The organism is Flavobacterium sp. Root935 (assembly GCF_001429295.1).
GTDB lineage: Bacteria > Bacteroidota > Bacteroidia > Flavobacteriales > Flavobacteriaceae > Flavobacterium.
Map to the genome: position 1 here is coordinate 144,862 of NZ_LMJL01000001.1, position 23,446 is coordinate 168,307.

21 protein-coding genes and 1 pseudogene are annotated in these 23,446 nt (G+C 30.9%); 1 reads left to right on the forward strand and 21 read right to left on the reverse strand.

Features of this window, described 5'->3' with window-relative positions; translation table 11 throughout:
* Positions 1-59 precede the first annotated feature (59 nt).
* The 19 genes from ASE40_RS00690 to ASE40_RS00780 form a co-directional block, all read right to left on the reverse strand.
* Positions 60-1,370, reverse strand: a complete 1,311-nt coding sequence (locus ASE40_RS00690) for a glycosyltransferase (protein WP_057114896.1) — start codon at positions 1,368-1,370, stop codon at positions 60-62.
* Positions 1,345-2,703, reverse strand: coding sequence for a lipopolysaccharide biosynthesis protein (locus tag ASE40_RS00695; RefSeq protein WP_057114897.1), 1,359 nt, complete (start codon positions 2,701-2,703; stop codon positions 1,345-1,347). The genes ASE40_RS00690 and ASE40_RS00695 overlap by 26 nt, the downstream gene beginning before the upstream one ends.
* Positions 2,690-3,832, reverse strand: coding sequence for a dTDP-4-amino-4,6-dideoxygalactose transaminase (gene rffA / locus ASE40_RS00700; RefSeq protein WP_057114986.1), 1,143 nt, complete (start codon positions 3,830-3,832; stop codon positions 2,690-2,692). The genes ASE40_RS00695 and rffA overlap by 14 nt, the downstream gene beginning before the upstream one ends.
* A gap of 96 nt (positions 3,833-3,928) precedes the next feature.
* Positions 3,929-4,558: an acetyltransferase gene (locus ASE40_RS00705; protein WP_057114898.1), complete on the reverse strand. Its 630-nt coding sequence runs from the start codon at positions 4,556-4,558 to the stop codon at positions 3,929-3,931.
* Positions 4,555-5,193 carry an HAD family hydrolase gene (locus ASE40_RS00710; protein ID WP_057114899.1) on the reverse strand — a complete coding sequence of 213 codons (639 nt, stop codon included), beginning with the start codon at positions 5,191-5,193 and terminating at the stop codon, positions 4,555-4,557. Before ASE40_RS00710 ends, ASE40_RS00705 begins: the two co-directional genes overlap by 4 nt.
* Positions 5,194-5,196: 3 nt before the next feature.
* Positions 5,197-6,171 carry an ATP-grasp domain-containing protein gene (locus ASE40_RS00715; RefSeq protein ID WP_057114900.1) on the reverse strand — a complete coding sequence of 325 codons (975 nt, stop codon included), beginning with the start codon at positions 6,169-6,171 and terminating at the stop codon, positions 5,197-5,199.
* On the reverse strand, positions 6,153-6,983 hold the full coding sequence (locus ASE40_RS00720; protein ID WP_057114901.1) for an NAD-dependent epimerase/dehydratase family protein: 831 nt from the start codon (positions 6,981-6,983) through the stop codon (positions 6,153-6,155). Before ASE40_RS00720 ends, ASE40_RS00715 begins: the two co-directional genes overlap by 19 nt.
* Positions 6,984-7,008: 25 nt before the next feature.
* Positions 7,009-8,076 carry a Wzz/FepE/Etk N-terminal domain-containing protein gene (locus ASE40_RS00725; protein WP_057114902.1) on the reverse strand — a complete coding sequence of 356 codons (1,068 nt, stop codon included), beginning with the start codon at positions 8,074-8,076 and terminating at the stop codon, positions 7,009-7,011.
* A 9-nt stretch (positions 8,077-8,085) separates the two neighbouring features.
* Positions 8,086-10,515 (reverse strand): SLBB domain-containing protein, encoded by a 2,430-nt coding sequence (locus ASE40_RS00730; protein ID WP_057114903.1) that lies wholly within the window; start codon positions 10,513-10,515, stop codon positions 8,086-8,088.
* 44 nt (positions 10,516-10,559) lie between these two features.
* Complete coding sequence (gene rfbB, locus ASE40_RS00735) at positions 10,560-11,606, reverse strand: dTDP-glucose 4,6-dehydratase (RefSeq protein ID WP_057114904.1); 1,047 nt, start codon at positions 11,604-11,606, stop codon at positions 10,560-10,562.
* Between the two features lie 10 nt (positions 11,607-11,616).
* Positions 11,617-12,624, reverse strand: coding sequence for a mannose-1-phosphate guanylyltransferase (locus ASE40_RS00740; protein WP_057114905.1), 1,008 nt, complete (start codon positions 12,622-12,624; stop codon positions 11,617-11,619).
* Positions 12,625-12,655: 31 nt separating this feature from the next.
* Positions 12,656-13,945, reverse strand: a complete 1,290-nt coding sequence (locus tag ASE40_RS00745) for a nucleotide sugar dehydrogenase (RefSeq protein WP_057114906.1) — start codon at positions 13,943-13,945, stop codon at positions 12,656-12,658.
* A gap of 281 nt (positions 13,946-14,226) precedes the next feature.
* Entirely contained in the window at positions 14,227-14,691 is a 465-nt protein-coding gene (locus tag ASE40_RS00750; protein ID WP_057114907.1) for a UpxY family transcription antiterminator, read from the reverse strand.
* 72 nt (positions 14,692-14,763) lie between these two features.
* Entirely contained in the window at positions 14,764-16,155 is a 1,392-nt protein-coding gene (locus ASE40_RS00755; RefSeq protein ID WP_057114908.1) for a UDP-glucose 6-dehydrogenase, read from the reverse strand.
* Positions 16,156-16,181: 26 nt separating this feature from the next.
* A complete protein-coding gene (locus tag ASE40_RS00760) occupies positions 16,182-17,165 on the reverse strand; it encodes an SDR family oxidoreductase (RefSeq protein ID WP_057114909.1) in 984 nt (327 codons plus the stop codon).
* Between the two features lie 11 nt (positions 17,166-17,176).
* Positions 17,177-19,624 (reverse strand): polysaccharide biosynthesis tyrosine autokinase, encoded by a 2,448-nt coding sequence (locus ASE40_RS00765; RefSeq protein ID WP_057114910.1) that lies wholly within the window; start codon positions 19,622-19,624, stop codon positions 17,177-17,179.
* Positions 19,625-19,636: 12 nt separating this feature from the next.
* Entirely contained in the window at positions 19,637-20,434 is a 798-nt protein-coding gene (locus ASE40_RS00770; protein WP_057114911.1) for a polysaccharide biosynthesis/export family protein, read from the reverse strand.
* Positions 20,435-20,503: 69 nt separating this feature from the next.
* Positions 20,504-21,124: a recombination mediator RecR gene (recR, locus tag ASE40_RS00775; RefSeq protein WP_057114912.1), complete on the reverse strand. Its 621-nt coding sequence runs from the start codon at positions 21,122-21,124 to the stop codon at positions 20,504-20,506.
* Positions 21,125-21,265: 141 nt separating this feature from the next.
* The gene (locus ASE40_RS00780) at positions 21,266-21,631 is read right to left on the reverse strand and encodes a CoA-binding protein (protein ID WP_057114987.1); all 366 of its coding nucleotides are present in this window, start codon (positions 21,629-21,631) and stop codon (positions 21,266-21,268) included.
* Between the two features lie 154 nt (positions 21,632-21,785).
* On the opposite strand from ASE40_RS00780, the gene ASE40_RS00785 reads away from it, so the two are divergent.
* Positions 21,786-22,415 carry a MarC family NAAT transporter gene (locus ASE40_RS00785; protein WP_057114913.1) on the forward strand — a complete coding sequence of 210 codons (630 nt, stop codon included), beginning with the start codon at positions 21,786-21,788 and terminating at the stop codon, positions 22,413-22,415.
* A 74-nt stretch (positions 22,416-22,489) separates the two neighbouring features.
* Here ASE40_RS00785 and ASE40_RS22185 read toward each other — a convergent pair.
* Both ASE40_RS22185 and ASE40_RS00790 read right to left on the reverse strand, forming a co-directional pair.
* On the reverse strand, positions 22,490-22,808 hold a 319-nt coding region (locus ASE40_RS22185), incomplete at its 5' end, for an arginine deiminase-related protein (protein WP_241774304.1).
* Position 22,809: 1 nt separating this feature from the next.
* Positions 22,810-23,424: pseudogene (locus ASE40_RS00790) on the reverse strand (arginine deiminase-related protein); the annotation flags it as partial.
* Between the last annotated feature and the right edge of the window lie 22 nt (positions 23,425-23,446).

Genomic DNA, 23,446 nt, shown 5'->3' on the forward strand with positions numbered 1-23,446 from the left:
TCAAAAGCTTTATTAAAAAATCAAAAATGCATTCATATGCGTAAAAAAAATCACAAAGTTTAGTTAATCGTTTTATAAGCATTGATAATTGCTGATCTAAATCCTTCGTAAGAAGATCTGATCATTGATTCTGATCTACAATTCTTTGAAATCATGTCTAATTCTATTGAACTTTTAGTAATTAAGCTAATTATCCCTCTACTAAAATCCTCACTGTCTTTAAATTTTGCTAAGTATCCGGTACCTTCATTGATTATATCACAAGCAGTTCCTATATTAAATGCCACTGCAGGTGTACCACACATTAAAGCTTGATTTAGCATCATTGGACCTGCATCTTGTATGCTTGGGCTTAAGAAAACATCAGCCAAAGCATAATATTCTGCTAATTGATCAAAAGTTAAATGACCCGTATAATCAATATTAAATTCGTCGAGACCTTCAACTTTTTCTCCGCTCCCCGCAACAACTAGAACAATGTTTGAAACCAAATCTGGTCTTTTTATATATAGCAACTTTAGAGCTTCTAAAAGGTATTTAAATCCTTTCCGAGGATCATGAACTCCAAGCGATCCAAAAAATAATACTTTTTTGTCACAGTAGTTAAAATCCTTTTTTAATGTCTTTCTATCTCTTGGTCGAAACACATTTTCGTCAACGATTGGATAAATTGTCCCTATATTTTTAAATAATCCAGACTCAGAAGCATATCTATTTTGCCAATTATTACCTAAAAATATACTTTTAATATTGGCAAATACATTTTTCTTGTAAAGAAAATTTTTACGAGTAGCATCATTTTCATTTGATGAAAGTATCCCCTGACATTTACCACAAGATTGCTTTATCCGCTCGCAATCCCAGAAATAACTACATCCTCCTGTCATGGGAAACATATCAGCTGCAACTAATAAAAAAGGTATTTCAAATTTATCGTAAATATCTTTTAATGTTTTACTTGTAACAAGTCCTTGCCAAAAAAAAACTAATATATAATCATACTCCTTTTTTATACAATTTATAATTCTTTTAGTTTTTACAGGAGGTTTATCATCATTTAATCCAAAAAAGTAGTATGGCAAATTCTCCTTAGATTCAAATTTATGAGGTGCAGGTAATAATTTATATTTTAGCAATATAGCGCGAGCACGAGCAGAAAAATCATGAGCCAATTTCTCATATTTATTATACGCAGAATAAACATTAAAGTCCTCAGTCCTAAAAGGATACTTTGTAACAACGTCAATATTATAATAGCTACTTAATGATTTCGAGATATCCAAAATCATTTTAGATGAATTCCCATTATCAAGAAAACTCGTTATTATCAAGGCGTTAGAACTTTTATTTGTTCCAGATTCTTTTTGCATTTTTATTAAATAGTAGATTTAATTGTAGAGGGCCAATCCAGGCGATTGACAACGCTAAAATAATTTGTGAAATTACAACTCCATCTAGTCCCCATGTTCGGCAAAAAAATATGGTTAATGGAATATTAATAATCCCAACAGAAAGAGAAGCTATGATCTGCAACTTAATTTTACCAAATCCATAAATTAAAGTAGAATGTAAAGAATTCCACATATTAAAAATTTGCCATATTCCTAAATACATCGTCAACAAAAAAGGCACATTAACAGATTTTCCAAACCAAATATTATACACAAAAGAACTACATACAACTAAAATTAATGTTGCCAATAAGAACAACCCAAATATTTTATATAGTTTTTTTGTTACGGATCTCATCCATGAAATATCGTTTAAGACCCTTGCTTCAATAAAGGCACTCCAAAAAGGAGAAATAATTATACTAAAAAACATTCCTATAATTGACAGATATTTGAATGCTAAATTGTACACCGTCACATCTAGGGGGCTTAATATCTTCGTGATAATAATGTTATTAGTCTCATAATATATGATCGAAATAATTTGCAAAATAAAAAAATTCAACCCTAAAGTCAGCAATCCTTTCGCATATCTAAACCGAACATACTTAAATGAAGGAACATAATTTTTTAATGATGTTTTAAATAAATAAATAGAAAAAATAAAAAGCACTAAAGTGTTTACTGTTCCATTTAATAAACTAAGATTTAAAATAGATCCTGAACTTGTTTTGCTTAAAATATAAATCCCTATTAAAACTAAAAATTGACTTATTACATTAATTAATGAAGTAATAACAGGCTTTTGGAGAGCTGAAAGAATTGTATTTATTAAACCTAAAACAAATTGAAATGCAAAAGTTGAAAGCACAATCAACATAACATAGAATAACTCCTCGTTATTTGCACCTTTAACATTTAAAAATTTAGGCCAATCAACAAACTTTGAAATTAAAACTGATACTACCCATATCAGTAAAATAATTAAGGCTAGTATTGAATAGGTTGTACTTACATAAATTCGTGCTAATTTTAGTTTTCCTATGGTAATAGCCTCAACAAATTTGTTTTTTAAACCATTACCAAATCCAATATCAAAAAAGCTTAGCCATCCAATGATAGATGAAATTGTAATCCAGACACCGTATTGATATGGTGAAATATAATTAATAGTTAAAGGGACGACCAATAAACTTAAAAAAATACTTATCCCCTTTAAAAAAATTGAACCAACGACATTTGCCTTGATATTTTGACTCCTATCGTTGTTATTAAAGCAACCTTTAATATTTTTTATGCTAATCTTTTTCAAAGCTACTTTTAATCGATGCTACTATATTTTCTACATTATTATCTGTTAGTTCATAATAAAGAGGTAGACGAACAAGACAATCAGTGAAATAGTCTGAATTAGGAAGGCTTCTTCCATCATGTTTATCCACATAATAATCACTTAAATGAAGAGATAAATAATGAAAAACAGCATGAAATCCATTTTCCTTTAAAGTATTAATTAACTTATTTCTAACCTCACCATCTTTACAAGACAAATAGAACATATGACCATTATTTGTTGCATAATCTGGTATTATAGGCAATTTAATTGCACTTATATTTAATTTTTCAATATCATTATGATAGCTTTCCCAAAGTCTTTTTCTTTTGTTCTGAATATCTTGCAGATTTTCTATTTGAGCCCAGAGAAAAGCTGCGATGATTTCAGATGGTAAAAAGGACGAGCCAGTATCTACCCACCCATATTTATTTACTTCACCTCTAAAAAACTCTGCTCTATTGGTGCCTTTTTCCCAAATAATTTCAGATCTAGTGATATATTTATCATCATTTACTACAAGCATTCCTCCTTCTCCAGAAATTATATTTTTTGTCTCGTGGAAAGAAAAAGCTGCAAAATGACCTATTGAACCTAATGCTTTTTTTACACCATTTTTGTCAATATAAAAACTATCTATCGCTTGTGCAGCGTCTTCAATTACAATCAAATTATATTTATTTGCCAAATCCATAATTTTATTCATATCACATGCTACACCAGCATAATGGACAGGAACAATTGCTTTGGTTTTAGGCGTAATTAATTGCTCTATTTTGTCTGCGTCAATATTTGGATTGTCTGAATATGAATCAGCAAAAATAATTTTTGCGCCTTGACGAACAAAAGCGATTGCTGTTGAAACAAATGTAAAACTAGGAACAATGACTTCATCGCCTTCTTTTATATTTGCTAATATTGCTGCCATTTCTAGTGCATCTGTACATGATGTCGTTAATAGACATTTTTTAAATCCATAATGAGATTCAAAAAAAGATTGACATTTTTGCGTATATTTTCCATTACCAGATATTTTGCCTGAATTTACAGCATCATAAATATAGTGCGTTTCTTTACCAGTTAGATATGGCTTATTAAAAGGAATCATGTGTTTGATGTTTTTTATTTTATAATTTTTTACTAAAATTGTCATAGTAAAAAAATGAATTGAATCATATAATTTAAGATACTTTTGAGCTTTAACTCACCTCACAAACCTTTGAGGGTTACCAACATATAACCCAGGTTTATCTATGTTTTTGATAACTACAGTCCCTCCTCCAAGTCTTGTATTAGATGTAATAGTAATATTGTCTATAATCGTCGAATTAATTCCAATTATACACATTTCCTGTATGTGTATGAAGCCTGCTAAAGCCACTCTTGGAGAAATAAAGCAATGACTATCAATCTTTGTATCATGCGCAATAACAGAACTGATATTAATAATAACATTATTTCCAATTATAACGTTGGCATCAATACTGCAGCAAGGATAGATTACAGAACCATTTTCTATTTTCGCAGTATTATCTACCCATGATGAGGAATGTATAACCTTTCCAAATGGAATTATGCCCTTAAACCTTTCAAACAAAGTCTTACGAACTAGTAAATGATTATATCCAATTCCTATAATCAATTCATCAAAGGTTTTCTTCAAATATTCTTTTTCAATCGAATCTGAATTTCCAAGAATTGCATACCCATTAATTTCACTTACAGTAGCAAAATCATCAAAAAAAACTATTTTATCATAGTGATTATCAGAAAGAGCATAATGAGCAATTTGTTGACCCAAATCTCCACTTCCAATTATAGCTAGCGTTTTCATTTCAAATATTGTAAAACCTCACTAAGATTATTAATTTTGTAAATTGACTTTTGATAAAAATTATCTCTATCAATTAATAAGCATTTCATTCCTAATTTACTAGCTGGTTCAATGTCTAATTTCATTGAGTCGCCAATATATAGAACCTCACTTGGAAGACAATTAATTCTTTCCAAAGCTTTCTGATAAAATTCTACATTTGGTTTTGCAATTCCTAATTCTTCAGATACTAAAACATCTTTAAAAACCGATCCAAAAAAATGCTCTAACTTCTCCTTTAGCGAAGTATTAAAGTTTGAAATTATACCAATAGGAATATCAATTGTATGTAAAACTTCAGTATCCTCAAATTTTTCCCATGGAAGATAGGTACAATTATTAAATATAGCATTAACTAGCTCTTCCGTTGGAAAAATCCCTAATAATCTTAAGAACTCGGTATTAAAATAATGATAAAAATCTGAATCAGTTCTGTCAGGGAAATGTATAATTTCGGATAAAGCTTTATGTTTATACTTTAACTCATCCATAGAAACTAAATGATTAAAACTAAGTAACGTTTCATATATACTTTGATAAATCATAGGCTTCCACAAAATAGTTCCGGAAACATCCAAAAAAATGTATTTTATCATTCCTTAATATAAGATATGTTTTGAAGAAAGATTATTAAGTTCATTTTCATGAGATGCTTCTGGATAAACCACATCTAAGAAAATCCTTGTTGCAATACCTTTAATTGGTTTTGCCACATCAGGTTTCATATTATATAAATATTCCTGAACGCCATATTTGACATCTTGAAATCCTAAATTATGACGAATTGAATTTGTACCAGAAATTCTACAATTCACTTCAAATGGTACGATGTCTCTATTTTCTGTAACAATAGATTGAATATTAAAACTTCCTTTTAGCCCACCTAAATCAATCATTTTTTGGGCTATGACTCTTATTTCATTATCATAATCAAATATGACTTTTGATTTGGAAGTTGTGCCGTTAGTTAATTCTCTCTCCATTGTAAACACGGAATGAAGAATGTTCTCTTTAGTGACGTAAACTGCTGAAGTGATTTCTTTACCTTTAACCAAAGGCTGAATCATATATTCGTCAGGCAATTCTTCTGGATTACTTGGATTAATCAGAATGCCTCTAGATCCACGACCTTCTCTTGGTTTTGCAATTATCTGATCTACTGAATGGTCAAATTTTTTAGGTATCCAAGATTGGGCAAAAGGAATATCATTCTTACTGTGATATAGAAATGTTTCGTACTTGTCTAAATAAATTTTAGCTACCGCGGCATCACTTGCAAGAACTATCGCATTTAAAACTGATTTATTAATAGACAAATAATAAACTTCATAATCCGTAGAAGGAATAATTAAATCAATATGTTCTGTATCAACAATGTTCTGTATTGCAGAAATATAATTCTGCTCATAAGAATATGGCACTTGAAAAGTTTTATCACATAGATAATTCCCGGCAGTAAAAGTACATATATCAACTCCTATAAGTATTATTTCTGGGAAAGAATCCTTGATATTTCTTAAAATACCCTGTCCAACATTCCCTCCTATACCAGTAACTAATATTTTTTTTTCCATTCAATGTATTTTTGTAAACTCGTCTCAATATTGCTTTCCGATGTCCAATTTAGAATATCGCATGTATAAGTATTATTATATTTGAACGATTTAGAATTATCTTCTTTTATAAGTTGGATCTTAGCGTTTGAATAATCCGCAATTATATTTGCAATTTGTAAGTTAGAATAATGTGCTTTGGAAACAGCTAAAAGTACTTTGCCGTTTGTTATTTCTCTATTTTCAACTATTAATTTTATGTATGCAACAACGTCTTCTACATGAATATAATTTTGAACTCTACCTCCATTTCCCCAGACCTCTATGATACCTTTTTGCAGTGCCTGATTAGTATAATTTGGAATCAATGTATTTTCTTTCATTCCTATTCCAAACAAAGAAGATACTCTCAAAATTGTATTCCTCTCATGAAGTGAAACAATTTTCTCTGCCCAAAACTTTGATAATGCATAGCTTGACTGAGGACTTACAATCGATTTTTCATTCTGAATTTCTCCATTTAAGTGATAAACTGATGTTGACGAAATATAGATTACATGCGCATCCTTAAATCTATTAATAATTTTTTCGGTTAGTGAAATATTCACTTCATATAATTTGTCATTAGAGATAATAACTGTGCCTGACGAAACAGCGGCATGACAAAGTATTAAAACATCTATATCAATATGTATATCATCTACACTACCAAATACAGGAATATCTTCTAAAAAATCATCTTTAGTTCCTAAACCAACAATCTCATAGTTATCCAGTCTCTTTGCTAAATTACTTCCCAAAAAGCCTTTAATCCCCGTAATAAGAATTTTCAAAATCTTTATTTAAAATTTATATTATTTATAAAAGTTTTAAGATTCTTCTAACAACTAAAAAGCAAATTGTAAAAAAGGCAATTAATACGCCTCCCACAATAAATCCTTTAATTTTTCCAACCCTTTCTTTGGCTAAAGGAAGTATAGGCCTATCTATGACTTGTATTAATGGAGTTTCTTTACGCAATGTAACTTTTGCTAATTCTGATTGTTTTACCAACTCAGTTAATATTGCAGTATTAGCTTGGACATCAACTTGTCTGCGCACAGAAGGAGATCTCCGTACATTTAATGCCGGATTCAAATTAAAAGTATTATCATTGGCAATTGCTACTCCAGTAATTGCGCTATTGAGTTCTCTGCGAATTGAATCCACTTGTTTTTCCAGAATTGACATATTCATTCTGGCTTTCTTACTTTTTGTTTCAACGTAAAATTTTCCTACTTGCTTAGCCAATTCTTCACAAAAGTATTTTGCAAATAATTCATTCTTTGAAGAAACGTCAACAGTAATAATTGAGATTTTTTTATCTTTTTGACCAACCACCAAATCAGTTTTTAATAAACTCCCATAAATCACTCCTAGTATACTATCTTGTGCTCTACTAAAATTTTTAGTGTCGGTATTTGGTAAAAATTGAATAGTCACGAGTTTTTGATTCTTATTCCATAATTCTCGCCAATTGTTATTCTGTATATACATTTCAGCCAGCGAAATTTTTTTACCATCAAAATTAACAGGTGAAAGCAATGTTTTTTCAACCATTGACCTCGATTTAAATAATTCTGAAAGGTTAGAACCCGTAAAAATTCCACCTCCACTTCCTCCCAAATCTAACCCAAAAGAACTCGCTAAACCTAATGCGCCTCCTATACCTCCTCCCGCTTTTTCATCTTCCAAAGCAAATGTTAAGCTTGCAGTATAAATAGGTTTTTTTAAAAATGCATAAGTAAATCCTAGCGAGCCTCCTATAATTCCCGCTAGAATAATTATCTTCCATTTTGAAAACAAATAATTACACCACTCTTTAATAGTATCAATTAGTTCCTTAAATGAGATTTCATTATTTTTTGTAGATTCCATTCTATCCATCAAAAATATTTATTTAAAAGCAGTAACAATTAATAATGCTAAACTAGAAATTACACTTCCTATACCAACCCATTCTCCAGCGGTCATTTTCTTTCTTTCTGGTTTCTCTGGAACAACAATCTGAGAATCCGGAGTTACTTTTGGGTAAGATCTAAAAAACAAAAATGATCCTGTAACAGCTGCTTTTCCATTTGGATAAATTATATACGCCTTTCTCTTCCAGCCTTTATTATCTACTCCCCCGACGGCATTAATGTAATATTTAAACCCTTTACCACTCCTATATGGAATTTCTGAAGTCAACAATACGTTACCTGTTACTTTTACACCCTCATTGTAAACTGCAACTTCAATTTCATCTCCAGGAAATAAAGTCACATTTGAAAAATGATTTTTATCTTTAACTATTTTCTCCCAATTAACTGGAATTGTAGCAAATTTTAATTCTTCTTTTAACTTTTTCGTCAATTTATCTTTTAATGTATCATTTTTAGATAAATTCAAATCGATACTTTCTAACTTTTCAATTTGTTCTTGTTTAATTGGTCTCTTGATTTTCATTCCATCTAAATTTGCAATAGATGTCAATCCTCCTGCTCTCATTACCACATTGTAAACCGTCTCTTTTTTATTTGCCAAAACATATTTACCTGGATATCCGACAGCACCACTAACAGTAACCATCTCTGGTTTTTCATAAACGGCCATTCTACGAATATTAATAACATCGAATGGTTTTAAAACAAAGTTTTTTATTTGCTCATTATTATCTGCTGTAATTTCCAGTTCAACTAATTCAATGCGTTTAGGATCTGCGTCATCAATTTCATCAGACTTAATCATTCTTGCAATTTCTACTCTCTTTGAAGCAGAACCAGTCAATCCACCAACCTGAACAACCAAATCATTCAAAGTTAAATTATCAAAATATTCGTATTCTCCAGGGTTTTTAACTTCACCATCAATCGTTACTTTATATTCTTCTCTAAAATCTAAAATTGAATAAACTGTAACTATATCCTCTCTTTTCAATTCAATATCAGAACTTAAATCCCCAGACATTGCAGCGCTTAAATCAACATTAACAATTTCAGTTGTTAAGTCTGTTTTTAAACGAATAACTCTTGCTCTTTTTGTATAAGCATCTTCTTTAAGACCTTCTGCTCTTGTGATCAGATCTGAGATCCTCATTCCGTCACTATATGAATAATAATCAGGTCTAAAAACTGCGCCTTCAATTTTAATTCGATTTTCAAAACGATTTAAAATTTTAGTAACTCGAAGTACATCACCAGATTGTGGTAAATAAGTATTGTATTCACTTTCATTTATATCATGAACCTTGAATTCTTTACCTGTCTTTTGCATCACATTTACAGATGCTGTATAAGCAAACTCATTAAAACCAGAAGCAAAATTTAACAAATCAGAGAATTTTTCTCCTTTTTTCATTTCAAAAATCCCTGGACGCTTAACTTCTCCTTCAACAGTAACTCTTTGACTGTAAGCAGGGATTCTAATTACATCATTATCTTTCAAACTAACATTGTCAGACTGATCCCCTTTTACCAAAAATCGATAAATATCAATATTTCTATAAACTTTATTATTTCTAATTAATTCAATATTTCTGTAACTTCCATTTTTCCCAGGTCCTCCAGCTAAATGTAAAGCATTATAAACTGTTGCTAAAGAAGAGATAGAATAGTTACCCGGCTGTTTACCTCCAACAACAGTAATTTTAATGGTACGAATACGTCCTAAACTTACACTTACTTGAGATTGTCCTGATGCAACAGTACTGTAAACTCGCGCTATTGCTGCTTTTATTTTTTGGGTGGCCGTTTCAATAGACATCCCAGAAACTGCTATTTGTCCAACATAGTCAATAGTAATTTTTCCTTCGACACTTACTGGAATACTTGCATTATATTCTTGAACTCCATAAACACTAACCTGCAATTCATCACCAGGTCCTAAAATATAATTCATAGGTGTTGCAAGTTTCAAATCTGGCTCAAAATTTAATGTTGGATTATCAAACAATTCCGAACCAAAAATCAAAGCATTGGCAGAATCCTTAACTTTTTCATTTACTATTTTTTCTTGTTTCCTCCCAGAATTACTATCTGACTGTTTTGGGGTATTAGCCTTACCTGAAGAATCTTTAGAATTCTTCTTTTCGAACTCGGAAAGTCTGTTTTTTAACTTATTAAATTCTGTTTGACTCATTCCTTTTGAAAGTGCCATTGTTTCTGCCTGTTCGATTGAGGTGTTATTACTTTTAAGCTGAGCACTTATTTTAGCCAAGTCATCATCAGATAAATAGTCTACTTTTATTGTACTTAAATCTTTAGATCTAAGAATATCTTGTGCACTTGCATTAAAAGAGAACAAAAAAGTAAGAAACAGAATAAGAACGTATATTATTTTTTTCATGTGATTTAAGTTAATCTTAAAAAAATAAGCATTTAAAATAGTTGTTATGAATATTGTTTTTCATAGTATTCCTTATAAGAGCCAGATGTTACATTATTCAACCACTCTTCATTATTTAAATACCAATTTATCGTTTTTTCCAGTCCTTCTTCGAAAGTAACAGATGGTTCCCATCTTAATTCTTTATTAATTTTTGAAGCATCAATAGCATATCGTAAATCGTGACCAGGTCTGTCTTTCACGTATGTTATTAAATTTTGAGATGTTCCAGATTCTCTTCCTAATTTTTGATCCATAATCTGGCATAATAATTTAACCAAATCAATGTTTTTCCATTCGTTAAATCCACCTATATTATAAGTTTCATGATTTTTTCCTTCGTGAAAAACTAAATCTATTGCAATAGCATGATCTTCTACAAATAACCAATCACGAGTGTAATTTCCGTCTCCGTAAACTGGTAATGGTTTATTGTTAATAATGTTATTTATAAAAAGAGGAATTAATTTTTCAGGAAAATGATACGAGCCATAGTTATTAGAACAATTAGTTAAAACATAAGGTAATCCATAAGTTTCCCCATAAGCTCTTACAAAATGATCTGAACTTGCTTTTGAAGCCGAATATGGTGAATTTGGATCATAAGGAGTAGTTTCGGTAAATAACCCGTCAGCTCCCAGAGAACCATAAACTTCATCTGTACTAATATGATAAAATCTTTTTCCTTCGAAATTTGTTTTCCACTGATTTTTTGCAGCGTTCAGTAAGTTCATAGTTCCAATAACATTTGTTTTTACAAATGCTAATGGATCTTCGATAGAACGATCCACATGAGATTCTGCAGCTAAGTGCAAAACTCCATCAAAATTATGTGTTTCAAAAAGCTCATTGATAAAGACTTCATCAACTATATCGCCTTTCACAAAAGTGTAATTGGATTTATTCTCAATATCTTTTATATTCTCCAGATTCCCAGCATAAGTCAAGGCATCTAAATTAAAGATTTGATAATCTGGATATTTATTAACAAAACGTCTTACTACATGAGAACCAATAAAACCAGCACCGCCAGTTATAAGAATTTTTTTCATTTTAATTTTATTAATTTAATAAATCTGAATTTATTTTTTCTAATTCACTGTAGATATCTTTAACATCTTGTGAATTTTCTTTTTGCAAAATTAAATTAGCGCTATCTGTATAAACAAAAATAGTATTTTTTAGTCCCAAAAAAGTTGTATGCTTCCCAGAACCAATAACCATATTACCGTTCTTATCAACCGGATGCCCCTTCAGAATTAAATAATCATAAACCGATTCAAAAGAACCTAAATCTGACCATGAAAAAGAAGCAGGAACGACTTTAATTTTTTTACTACGTTCCATCACAGCATAATCGATACTAATGGAAGGAATTTGCATTGATAATTCAAAATCTAAAAATCCTTCTTTAGATGCCTCCCAAACTACTTTAGATTTTTCATAAACATCTGGCTGAAATTGTTTTAATTCATCTAAAAGTACTCCCGCCTTAAAACAAAACATTCCGCTATTCCATAAAAAATTACCTTTTGCAATAAATTCTTTTGCAGTTGTTTCATTTGGTTTTTCACGAAATGATATTACTTTATCACCTTTCGATTCAATATAACCATAACCCGTTTCTGGTTTTGTAGGTATAATTCCAAATGTTACTATGAAACCTTCTTTTGCTTTTGAAACTGCTTCTTGGATAGCATTGTTATAATCATCCATTTTATCAATAATATGATCAGAAGGAGTTATAATTAAAATATCTTCAGGATTTGATGCAAAAGCCGCAAATGCTATCGCAGCGGCAGTATTTCTTGGTGTAGCCTCAACAATATTCAAATAAGTTGTATTGGTTTTATTCATTACTTTACCACTCAAATGATGGTTGTCGACATTACCTACGACCATTACTTTATTTGCTAAATGACTATTGCGCTCAACAGTCATTTCAAATAAAGATTTATTTTCAAATATTTCTAAATATTGTTTTGGCTGGCTTTTACGAGAAAGTGGCCATAATCTGCTTCCCACTCCACCAGTTAAAATTACATGTATAATTGAATTATTATTTTCCATTTTTCTTTTTAAATTAAAAAAGCTTCAAATATTATAACCTGTTATCTGCTATATTACCTAAAACTCCTTTTACATCATACAATAAACTATTTGATTTTTGCAATTCAGCAAAATCTAACTCTAAAAATTCCGAATGAGAAACACCTAGAACTATCGCATCAAATTTATTGTTGGGAAGAGAGCCTAATGTTATTAAATTATATTCTTTTATTACATCATTTGCATTTGCAAGTGGATCATATATTGTTACTAAAATTCCATATTCTTTTAATGCTTTTACAACATCAACAATTTTAGTATTTCTAACATCTGGGCAATTTTCTTTGAAAGTAATACCAAGCATTAGCAATTCAGCTCCATTAACAGAAATGCCTTTTTTTATCATTAGCTTAACTATTTGTGAAGCCACATATTCTCCCATGCTGTCATTTAAACGTCTTCCTGCTAAAATTATTTCGGGATGATAACCAAATTCTTGTGCTCTTTGTGCTAAATAATAAGGATCTACTCCTATACAATGTCCGCCAACAAGGCCTGGTTTAAAGGGTAAAAAATTCCATTTTGTTGAAGCTGCTGCTAATACTTCTTGAGTATCGATATTCATTAAATTGAATATTTTAGCCAATTCGTTTACAAAAGCAATATTAATATCACGTTGTGAATTCTCAATAACTTTCGCTGCTTCTGCAACTTTTATAGTAGGTGCTAGATGAGTTCCAGCAGTAATTACAGACTTATATAATGCATCAACTTTTAAACCTATTTCTGGAGTTGAACCTGAAGTCACTTTTAAAATTTTTTCAACGGTATGTTCCTTATCTCCTGGGTTTATTCTTTCTGGAGAGTATCCTGCGTAAAAATCTTCATTGAATACTAAACCTGAAGCTTGTTCTAAAACTGGCACACATTGTTCTTCTGTAACACCTGGATAGACTGTAGATTCATAAATGACAACATCTCCTTTTTTTAAAACCTTTCCAACCGTCTCGCTAGATTTATACAATGGTGTTAAATCTGGTCGATTATTTTTATCGACAGGTGTAGGAACCGTAACTATATAATAATTACAATTTGCAATATCATGTAATGAAGTTGTACAATATAAACCTATTTCTTGATCTGGTGAATCAACTAGGACATTTTGTAAAACATCATCTTCAACCTCTAAGGTTGTATCTGTTCCGGATTTTAAAGAATTAACTCTTGATTCATTTATATCAAACCCAACAACTGAATATTTTGTAGCAAATAATCGAGCTAACGGCAATCCAACATATCCTAAACCAATAACCGCAATTTTTACTTTATTTTTTAATTCCATTTTTTTTAATTTATTTAGGTCACTAAAACTCACGGCTTCGCCGTTCTGAGTCACAAATCTTTGACCCAGATACCTAAATTAATCATTTTCGGCAAATATAGTACAATAACTCTACTTTTTCAATACGGTTTCCCGTATTACTTAAAAAGTAATTGTTAATAAAAAAGCACTTAATTCCAATGCCTTATTAATCAGGGTGTAAATAATTACTTTATAAAAAAACAGAAGAAAAAAATCTAAAAAAGATTCTCTCTTCTGTTAATTTTACTTTGATAACGGTGTTATTTATATTTTATTTTCAAAACACATCCTAATGTTTCCAATACAAGAGTATAATAACTATTAGATATTTCTTGTACAATTGCATTTTGATTACTAAATGCCCCTGATTCTAATTTGATTTTATCTCCCACTTGAATTGCCGAAACAGTTACATCACTAATATTAGGAGCTTTAAGGCTCTTTTTTATAATTTCTATTTCTTGATCTTTTACAATAGCTGGTTTGCCTAACCAAAATAGATATCTCACGACACCTGCTACCTGAAAAACCGAATTCCTTTCAGAATCTGATAACTGAACAAAAACATACGAATTAAAAAGTGGAACTTCAATCTTTTTCTTTCGATCTGACCATTGTTTAACTTGAGTAATTAGAGGGCAATAGGTTTCTATACCCAATTGACTCAGCTTATCTGCAACTTTTTTTTCCCATTTAGGTTTTGTATAGACTACGTACCAATTCATTTTTTTATTTATAACGAAGTAAAACTCACTACTACTTCACATTTTCCACTTTCACTTCACTACAAAATCAATTTAAGAACCTATTCCATTATAAACAAAGCCAATTGATTCTAATTCTTTACCATTTAAAATATTTCTTCCGTCAAAAACAAATGCGGGCTTATGCATAGAGTCATAAATTTTTTTCCAATCATATGTTGTAAACTCATCCCATTCTGTTAAGACTGCAATAGCATGAGAATTTTTACAGGCTTCATAGGCATTATCGAAAACATTTAAAGCATTTGAATTCTCAGCTTCTATCCTTGTTTCTAAATAATTTAAATCGGAAAGCATTTTATTTCTTGAAACTTTTGGATCGTAAACTGAAATTTTAGCTTGTTCATTGATTAAGTCATCCGCAACATAAATCGCAGCAGATTCTCTAGTATCATTTGTATCTTTTTTGAAAGCCCAGCCTAAAAATGTAATTTTCTTATCGGCTACTGTATTATATAATGTTTGAACAATTTTATTCGAAAATCTTCTTTTTTGATGATCATTCATAATAATTACCTGCTCCCAATAATCTGCAACTTCATTTAATCCATATGATTTTGCGATATAAACCAAATTCAAAATGTCTTTCTGAAAACAAGAGCCACCAAAACCTACCGAAGCTTTTAGAAATTTTGGACCAATTCTGCTGTCCATCCCAATTGCTCTCGCAACTTCATTTACATCTGCACCTGTTTTTTCGCATAATTCCGACATTGCATTGATGGACGAAATTCGTTGTGCCAAAAATGCATTTGCAGTAAGTTTAGACAATTCTGAAGACCAAACATTTGTTGTCAAAATCTTGTCTATATTTACCCAATTTGCATAAACATCAACTAGTGCTTGAATTGCTTCTTGACCTTCTGGAGTTGTATCTCCACCAATAAGAATTCTGTCAGGATTTAATAAATCTGTAACTGCTGTTCCTTCTGCCAAAAATTCAGGATTAGATAAAATCTGGAATTGAACTCCATTTCCTGTATTATCTAAAATACTTTTAATTGCTTCAGCCGTTCTAACTGGTAAAGTCGATTTTTCAACAACTATTTTATTTTGCTTTGCAACTCTCGCGATTTGTCTTGCACATAATTCGATAAATTTTAAATCCGCTGCCATACCTTTTCCTTTTCCATAAGTTTTGGTTGGCGTATTTACCGAAATAAATATCATTTGAGCTTCGTCTATTGCTTTATCAACATCTGTAGAAAAAAACAAATTTCTTCCTCTTGCTTCCGAAACAATTTCAGAAAGTCCCGGCTCATATATTGGAATATTTTCAGGATTTGGATCATTCCAGTCTGCAATTCTTTGTTCATTTAAATCGACAACTGTAACTTGAATATGTGGACATTTTTGAGCAATTACTGCCATTGTAGGCCCACCAACATATCCTGCACCAATGCAGCAAATTTTTGTAATTTTCATTTGATCTATTATTATCTTGATCTAGTTTATTTTAAATTATTCCAATACCACTCAACAGCTTCTTTTAATCCATCTTGTAAAGAATATTTCGGATTGTAGCCTAGTACTTTTTTTGCTTTTTCAATACTTGCCAGCGAATGTGGAATGTCGCCAGCTCTATTTTCTCCATAAACAACTTGAACGTCATTTATCTTTGGATCGAATTCAGATAAATATTCTTTTAAATATTTAACTAAATCATTTAATGTGTTTCTATCTCCGAACGCTGTATTATAAACAGAATTAACTGCTTCTGGATTTTGACTCGTCATTGCCAGCTCATTCATCTGAATCACATTATCTATATATGTAAAATCGCGAGAATAATTTCCGTCACCATTAATTATCGGACTTTCGTAATTCATGAATTGCATGACGAATTTCGGTATTACAGCAGCATAAGCTCCATTGGGATCTTGCTTCCTTCCAAAAACATTAAAGTAGCGCAGTCCTATTGTTTCTAATCCATATGTTTTACTGAAGATTTCAGCATATAATTCATTCACGTATTTGGTAATCGCATAAGGAGATAATGGTTTTCCAATTACCTCTTCTACCTTTGGCAATCCTTCAGAGTCTCCGTAAGTTGAAGAACTAGCAGCATATACAAAACGTTTTACTTTTGCATCACGAGCCGCAGTAAGCATATTTAAAAAACCAGAAACATTTACATCGTTTGTAGTGATAGGATCTTTTATTGATCGAGGAACAGATCCTAGAGCTGCTTGATGCAAAACGTAATCTACTCCTTCAACAGCCACATTACAATCTTCTAGATTTCGAATATCTCCTTCAATTAATTTAAAATCAGGATTATCTAAAAAATCTTTTAAATTATGACGATGCCCAGTCGAAAAATTATCTAAACAAATTACTTTATGGCCTGATTTTAAAAAATACTCCGTCAAATTTGAACCGATAAATCCAGCTCCGCCTGTAATTAAAATTATATTTTTTGCTGTGTTTTCCATTAACCAAAAGATTAGCTTTTTCTAAATCTATTTAAAAGTGTTTGCCAAAAACCAATTTTCACTTCCTCTTCATGATAACCGTTTGAATAAGCACCATAGCCATATCCATACCCGTAAGCTGTACCGTATTTAGCTTTATTTTCATAGCCATTTAATACAATACTAACATTATTTAATTCTCCACGCTTGATTCTCGTATTTAGCAACGTAATCATTTCCTTTTTGGTATAATTCTGTCTAACAATATATAATGTTACATCTGCAAACTGAACTAATTCTAATGAATCGGCAACTAAACCGACTGGAGGTGTATCCAAAATTACATAATCATACTTCTGCTTTAATTCATCAATTAATTCCTTCATAGCATCACTTAATATAAGCTCAGAAGGATTTGGCGGAATTGGACCAGAAAGGATCACATCTAAATTTGGAATTTGAGTTGAATTGGTAATTTCTTCTAAACTATTTTGCTTAATTAAATAATTAACAACTCCTAAAGGTGTTGTCAATTCAAACTCATCTGCTAATCTCGGTTTTCTTAAATCTAAACCAACAATTACAGTTTTCTTTTCACTTAACGCAAAAACTGTTGCAATATTTATAGAACAAAATGTTTTTCCTTCACCACTAATTGAAGAAGTAATCATTAAAGTCTTTGATCCGCTTACTTGTTGTTTTTTATATAAAAACTGAAGAGAAGATCGTATTCCTCTAAAAGCCTCAGAAAGAGCAGACTTAGGTTTATCGAATACCGCTAAACTTTTTGTGTCTTTATTTATACCAATTACTCCAAGCAATGGTATTTGAGTTAATTTACTAATATCTTCTGTATTCTGAATAGAATTATTAATGAAGAATATTGCAAAAACAAACAATAAAGGAATTAAAGTCCCTAAAAATAGAGCCATTACATAATTCACAGAAGTTTTAGGCCCAATTAAGCCTCCTCCAATATCTTTTGCCGGATCAATAAAATGGATATCTGATAAATTAGAAGCTTTTACAATTTCTGCTTCATTTCTCTTTTGAAGAAATTCAGTATAGATATTATCATTTAAATCATATTTCCTTTTGATTTTAAGCAGTTCTTGCTGTTCAGCAGGAAGTTTTCGAACTGTGCTTTCTGCTTGGCCAATTTTCGCATTTACTAATGACAAATCATAAAGTAATGACGTTTTTGCTGTCGCAATATTCTCTTGAAGCACATTTTTTACAGCTTCCATTTGATTGTCAAAATCTTTAAAGATTTTTTCACTTTTTACAGCATAAGCCATTTCTGATCTTTGAGTTGAAAGCGCAATTAACTTTGAAACACTCGCGACAATATTTGGATCTTCAATTCCTGCTACTGAAGGCGCTGGTAATCTAGAATAATCATTACTGCTGTTTAAATATGATTTTAACGAATTGTAATATGCTATTTTTCGAGTTACTTCATCTTTCTCAACATCAAAATTCATTATTTTATCAGAAACTTTAGAACCGCCATCTTCTATTTGAAAGATGTTTTTATCTTTTTGAAAAGTTTTTAGTTCATTCCCAGTCTGCTTCAACTGGGATTCCATCGCAACTAGAGTGCTATCAATGAATCGAATAGTATTTGTTGCAAATTGATTTTTACCATCTAACTGAATTTTGATAAGCATTTTCACAGTCGAATTTAAATAATCAACCATTCTAGCTTTATTTGTTCCCTGCATCGACAATGTCAGCAATGAACCACTTCCTTTATCACCTTCAACATTTATTCCTCTATATGCGGCCACAGTTCCGTCAAAATCATTGAATTTGACAAAATATTCTTTCCCTTTATAGAAACCTGGATTATCGTTTATTTGAAGTTTCCAGTTTAAGAAAGGAAGATTAACATGTTCTCCTACTTTATATCTTTTTGAAAAATTTCCCGGTTGTACAGAAGTATTGCTATAAGTATTTGTACTATATGTAATTAAGGAAACAGAATTACCTTCAAACGGAATTTGAATTTGATATTCATTTTCACTCAAGAACTTAATGCTTATTAGTGTATTGGCTAACTGTCCTTTTGATTTATCAATATCTATATAAAAAGGAACAGCTCCATAAGAATCAATAAAATTATATTTTCCCTGCTCTAAATAATCGATATAAAATTGCAGTTTGTCAACTACCAATTCATTATGAGATCTCGATTTTAGAATAGTAGAAATTCCATTTACCTGATCTGAGATTCCCCCCCAGTTAAAAACTAAACTTGTATTTGAAGTAAAAAACGGATTACTTTCTTCTTTAATAGAAATCATAGTCTGCATTCCGTAAATTTTCTCTTTACGAATGTTTACTTGATAAGCTATTGTAAATGCAATAATTAAACTAATTAAAAACCATTTCCAATAACTGGCAATTTTTAACAAAAATCCCTTAAAATCAAAATTGGAATGATTCTCAAAAATGGAAAAATCTTTAATATCTAACATTTTCTAAATCTTTTAATTTTTGATAATAAGATAAACTGTTGTTGCTAAAGATAACAATGTAATGATGGTTCCAATTGACTGTATACCTGTTTGACCAGTTCCCCATGTTTTTTGCCTTAACGGTTTTACATAGATATAATCGTTTGGCTGTAAATAATAATAGGGCGATTTCATCACATTTATATCTGTTAGATCAATATCGTTCATTTGCACACCTGTGGGCGTTTGACGAATTACAGTTACTGCCTTTCTATTACCTACAGTAGTAATATCTCCAGCATTGGCAATAGCTTCTAGAATAGTTACATTATCTTTAAATAATGTTTTTGTGCCTGTACTTCCAACTTCTCCGTTAATTGTATATCGAAATCCTGCTAATTTTACGGTAACAAAAATATTAGCTTCGCTTTTGAAATATTCTTCAAGTAATTTCTTTTCAATTTTTACACGAACTTCATCAAGAGTATAACCAATTACATTTATTTCCCCTAAAATTGGCATTCTTATATTTCCGTGATCATCAACTGTAAATCCGTCAAAATATAAACCAGATTCCGATTTTGAGGTTTGGGCAGCATCGGCCGCATTGGTTGTATTAAAAATAGAAACCAGCTTCGGATCAATTGCTTTTATAGTAACACTTAAAACATCATTAACCTGTAATCTGTATGGTTTTGATTCTACTGCAGCAATAGAACTCTGCTCACTTGAAGTACTTTTATCCTGAAGATAAACTAAATCTTTAATCGGAATGCAAGACGTAAATAATACCGAGATTAATAAGAATAGATAAAAGCTGTTTTTTGTCATTAGTCTAATTTTAGCACAAATATAGTTTTTCCTTTAATCTATAGAAAAAACGTAATTATTATTTGGGGGTTAATTATTTTTAAAAGTTTTTTCGAAAGGAACTCTGTGCAAAATACTTCTTCCTAGTGTTACTTCATCAGCATATTCTAACTCGTCTCCAACAGATATTCCTCTTGCAATTGTTGAGATTACAATATCCGAATTTCCAATTTGTTTATAAATATAAAAATTCGTTGTATCTCCTTCCATTGTTGAACTTAGAGCAAAAATAATTTCAACCACTTTTCCAGATTTCACCTTTTCAACCAAACTCGAAATATTTAGCTGATTTGGCCCAACTCCTTCAATAGGTGAAATTTTCCCTCCAAGGACATGATAAATTCCTTTAAACTGTCCAGTATTTTCTATCGCCATTACATCTCGAATATCTTCAACAACACATATTGTCTCATGATTTCTAAGATGATTGGCACATATTTCGCAAATTTTAGTATCAGAAATATTATGACAGCTTTCGCAAAACTTAATATCCTCACGCATATTTAATAATGCTTGAGACAAAAAAGAGGTTTGTTCCTTGGGCTGTTTAAGCAGATGAAGAACTAATCGAAGTGCTGTACGTTTACCAATTCCTGGTAATTGCGACATTTCGTTAACCGCTTTTTCAATTAATTTTGATGAAAATTCCATGACGACAAAAGTAATACTTTTAATGGTTTAGCTGGCATTGGTACAATTAAATTGAATACCAATAAATACTGCAAATTAATTATAAAACAATATCTATTTGATCAAAGTGAATCTCGTTGCAAAGTAAACCGCTAAGTATTTTTAATATTGATTTGTTGCTAATAAAACCAGTGTACAAGCTACTTCTACTTGAATATCATTCAATTCTAATAACTGATATAATTCTGGATTTTCAGTTCCTGGATTAAAGACAACTCTTTTTGGTTTTGCTTCAATTATATAATTGTAATAATCTCTCTGACGACCTGGATTCAGATATAAAGTAATTGTATCAATGTTTTTTACTGGTATTGCTTTAGTCTGAATTTTTACTCCGGCTACCTCTCCTGCTTTTTGACCAATCGCTAAAACAGAATGTCCTTTTCCTACGAGCATATTTACAGCTCTGTATGAATAACGCTCTGGATTTGTCGATGCTCCTATAACTAATGTTTTTTTACTTTTCATTGTTTTCATTTAGATTGCAAAAGTAATCAAAAAGAACCATTTAATCTTTATGTCTTTGACTCAGAATCAACAACAATTAAAAACATTATCCTAACATTATTTCTCATAAAAACATCAAAAAATAACTACTTTTACTTTATTAACCCAAACCAATATGGAATTATTTATTTACTTATTTGCTGCTTTGTTCTCTGTACTAAACCCAATTGGAACCGTACCTATTTTTGTCGGACTAACCCAACACGATTCACAAAAAGAAAGATCCCGAATCTCACTTTGGACTGCTATTAATGTTTTCATAATATTATTGGTTTCCTATTTCATAGGACAATATGTATTGACTTTTTTTGGAATCAGCATTGATGCTTTAAGAATTGCCGGCGGAATTGTTATTGTAAATTCTGGTTTTTCGCTGCTCTCAGGAAAATTCAATAAAAAACGAGGAATCAATAAAAAAATTGAAAATGAAGCACAACAAAGAAATGACATTGCTCTAACGCCTTTAGCAATTCCGATGCTTGCTGGCCCTGGTTCAATGTCACTTTTAATTGCTTTTTATCAAGAACACCATGAAATCCATGAAATAATAATTTCATCATTGGCTATATTAGCAATTGCAGTAGCAATTTTTGTAATCCTAAAAAGCGCTCATTATTTAGCTAGAATTCTAGGAGCTTCTGGTATAGTTGCTATTTCTAGAATTGTTGGTTTTATAGTAATTTCAATTGGAATTCAGTATATCGTAAGTTCAATAGTAAATATTATCAAAGGAAATTTGATGTAAAAAAAATATAATTGAAATAAAAAAGGGATAAAATCATATTTTTGATTTTATCCCTTTTTTAATCTTTTATGTTTCTAACTTCTAGGCAAGAAAACTTCAGCCATCATACATCTGGCACTTCCGCCGCCGCAAGCCTCGATTGTATCTAAACTTGAACTTAAAATTTCAGCATGATTCTCCAACTGGGAAATCTGCTTAGGAGTCAAACTTTGATGCGCCGATGCACTCATAACAATATACCGCTTATCATCTTTTCCTCTGACTTCTAACATGTTTCCAGCAAAATTATTTACCTGAGCCTCGGTTATTAGAATAATTTCTTTTTGATCCTGTTTAAGATTATCCAGAACCATTTTACGTTCTTTTTTATCGTCAATACAATCTGCGCAGATANAGCAAAAGTCTCGCCCAGACACATCATTACATTTGTATGATAAATAAGTTTACGCTCGCCGTCAACAGTCTGAAAAGCTTCAAAAATTACAGGGGCATAATCAAAATCTTCACAGAATTCTATAAATAACTCTTCGTCTGCTCTTGGAGATAAAGCACAGTAAGCTTTCCCGTTTGCTCTATCCAACAATAAACTTCCTGTTCCTTCTAAGAAAATACCATCTTCTTCTGCAGAAGTATAATCCATTATATTTGTAATCTCGAATCCTTTTTCTTCTAAAGTATCTAAAATGTCTTCGCGACGTTCTTGACGGCGATTTTCAGCAAACATAGGATAAAGGGCAACATCACCATTTTCATGAAACGAAACCCAGTTGTTTGGAAAAATACTATCCGGGGTATCTGTTTCTAAACTATCCTCTATAACCGTAACATCCACACCAACAGCTCTCAGTTTTTCAACGAAAGCATCAAATTCTTGCTGGGCTTTAGCATTAACAGTACTTGGTAATAATCCGTCTAATACTTTTTGGTAATAATTATTTACAGCCGTTTGCTCATTCATTCTAAAAGCTACTGGACGAATCATTACGATTGCATTTGTTGTTTGTCTCATTTTATTTATCTTTTTTGTTTCA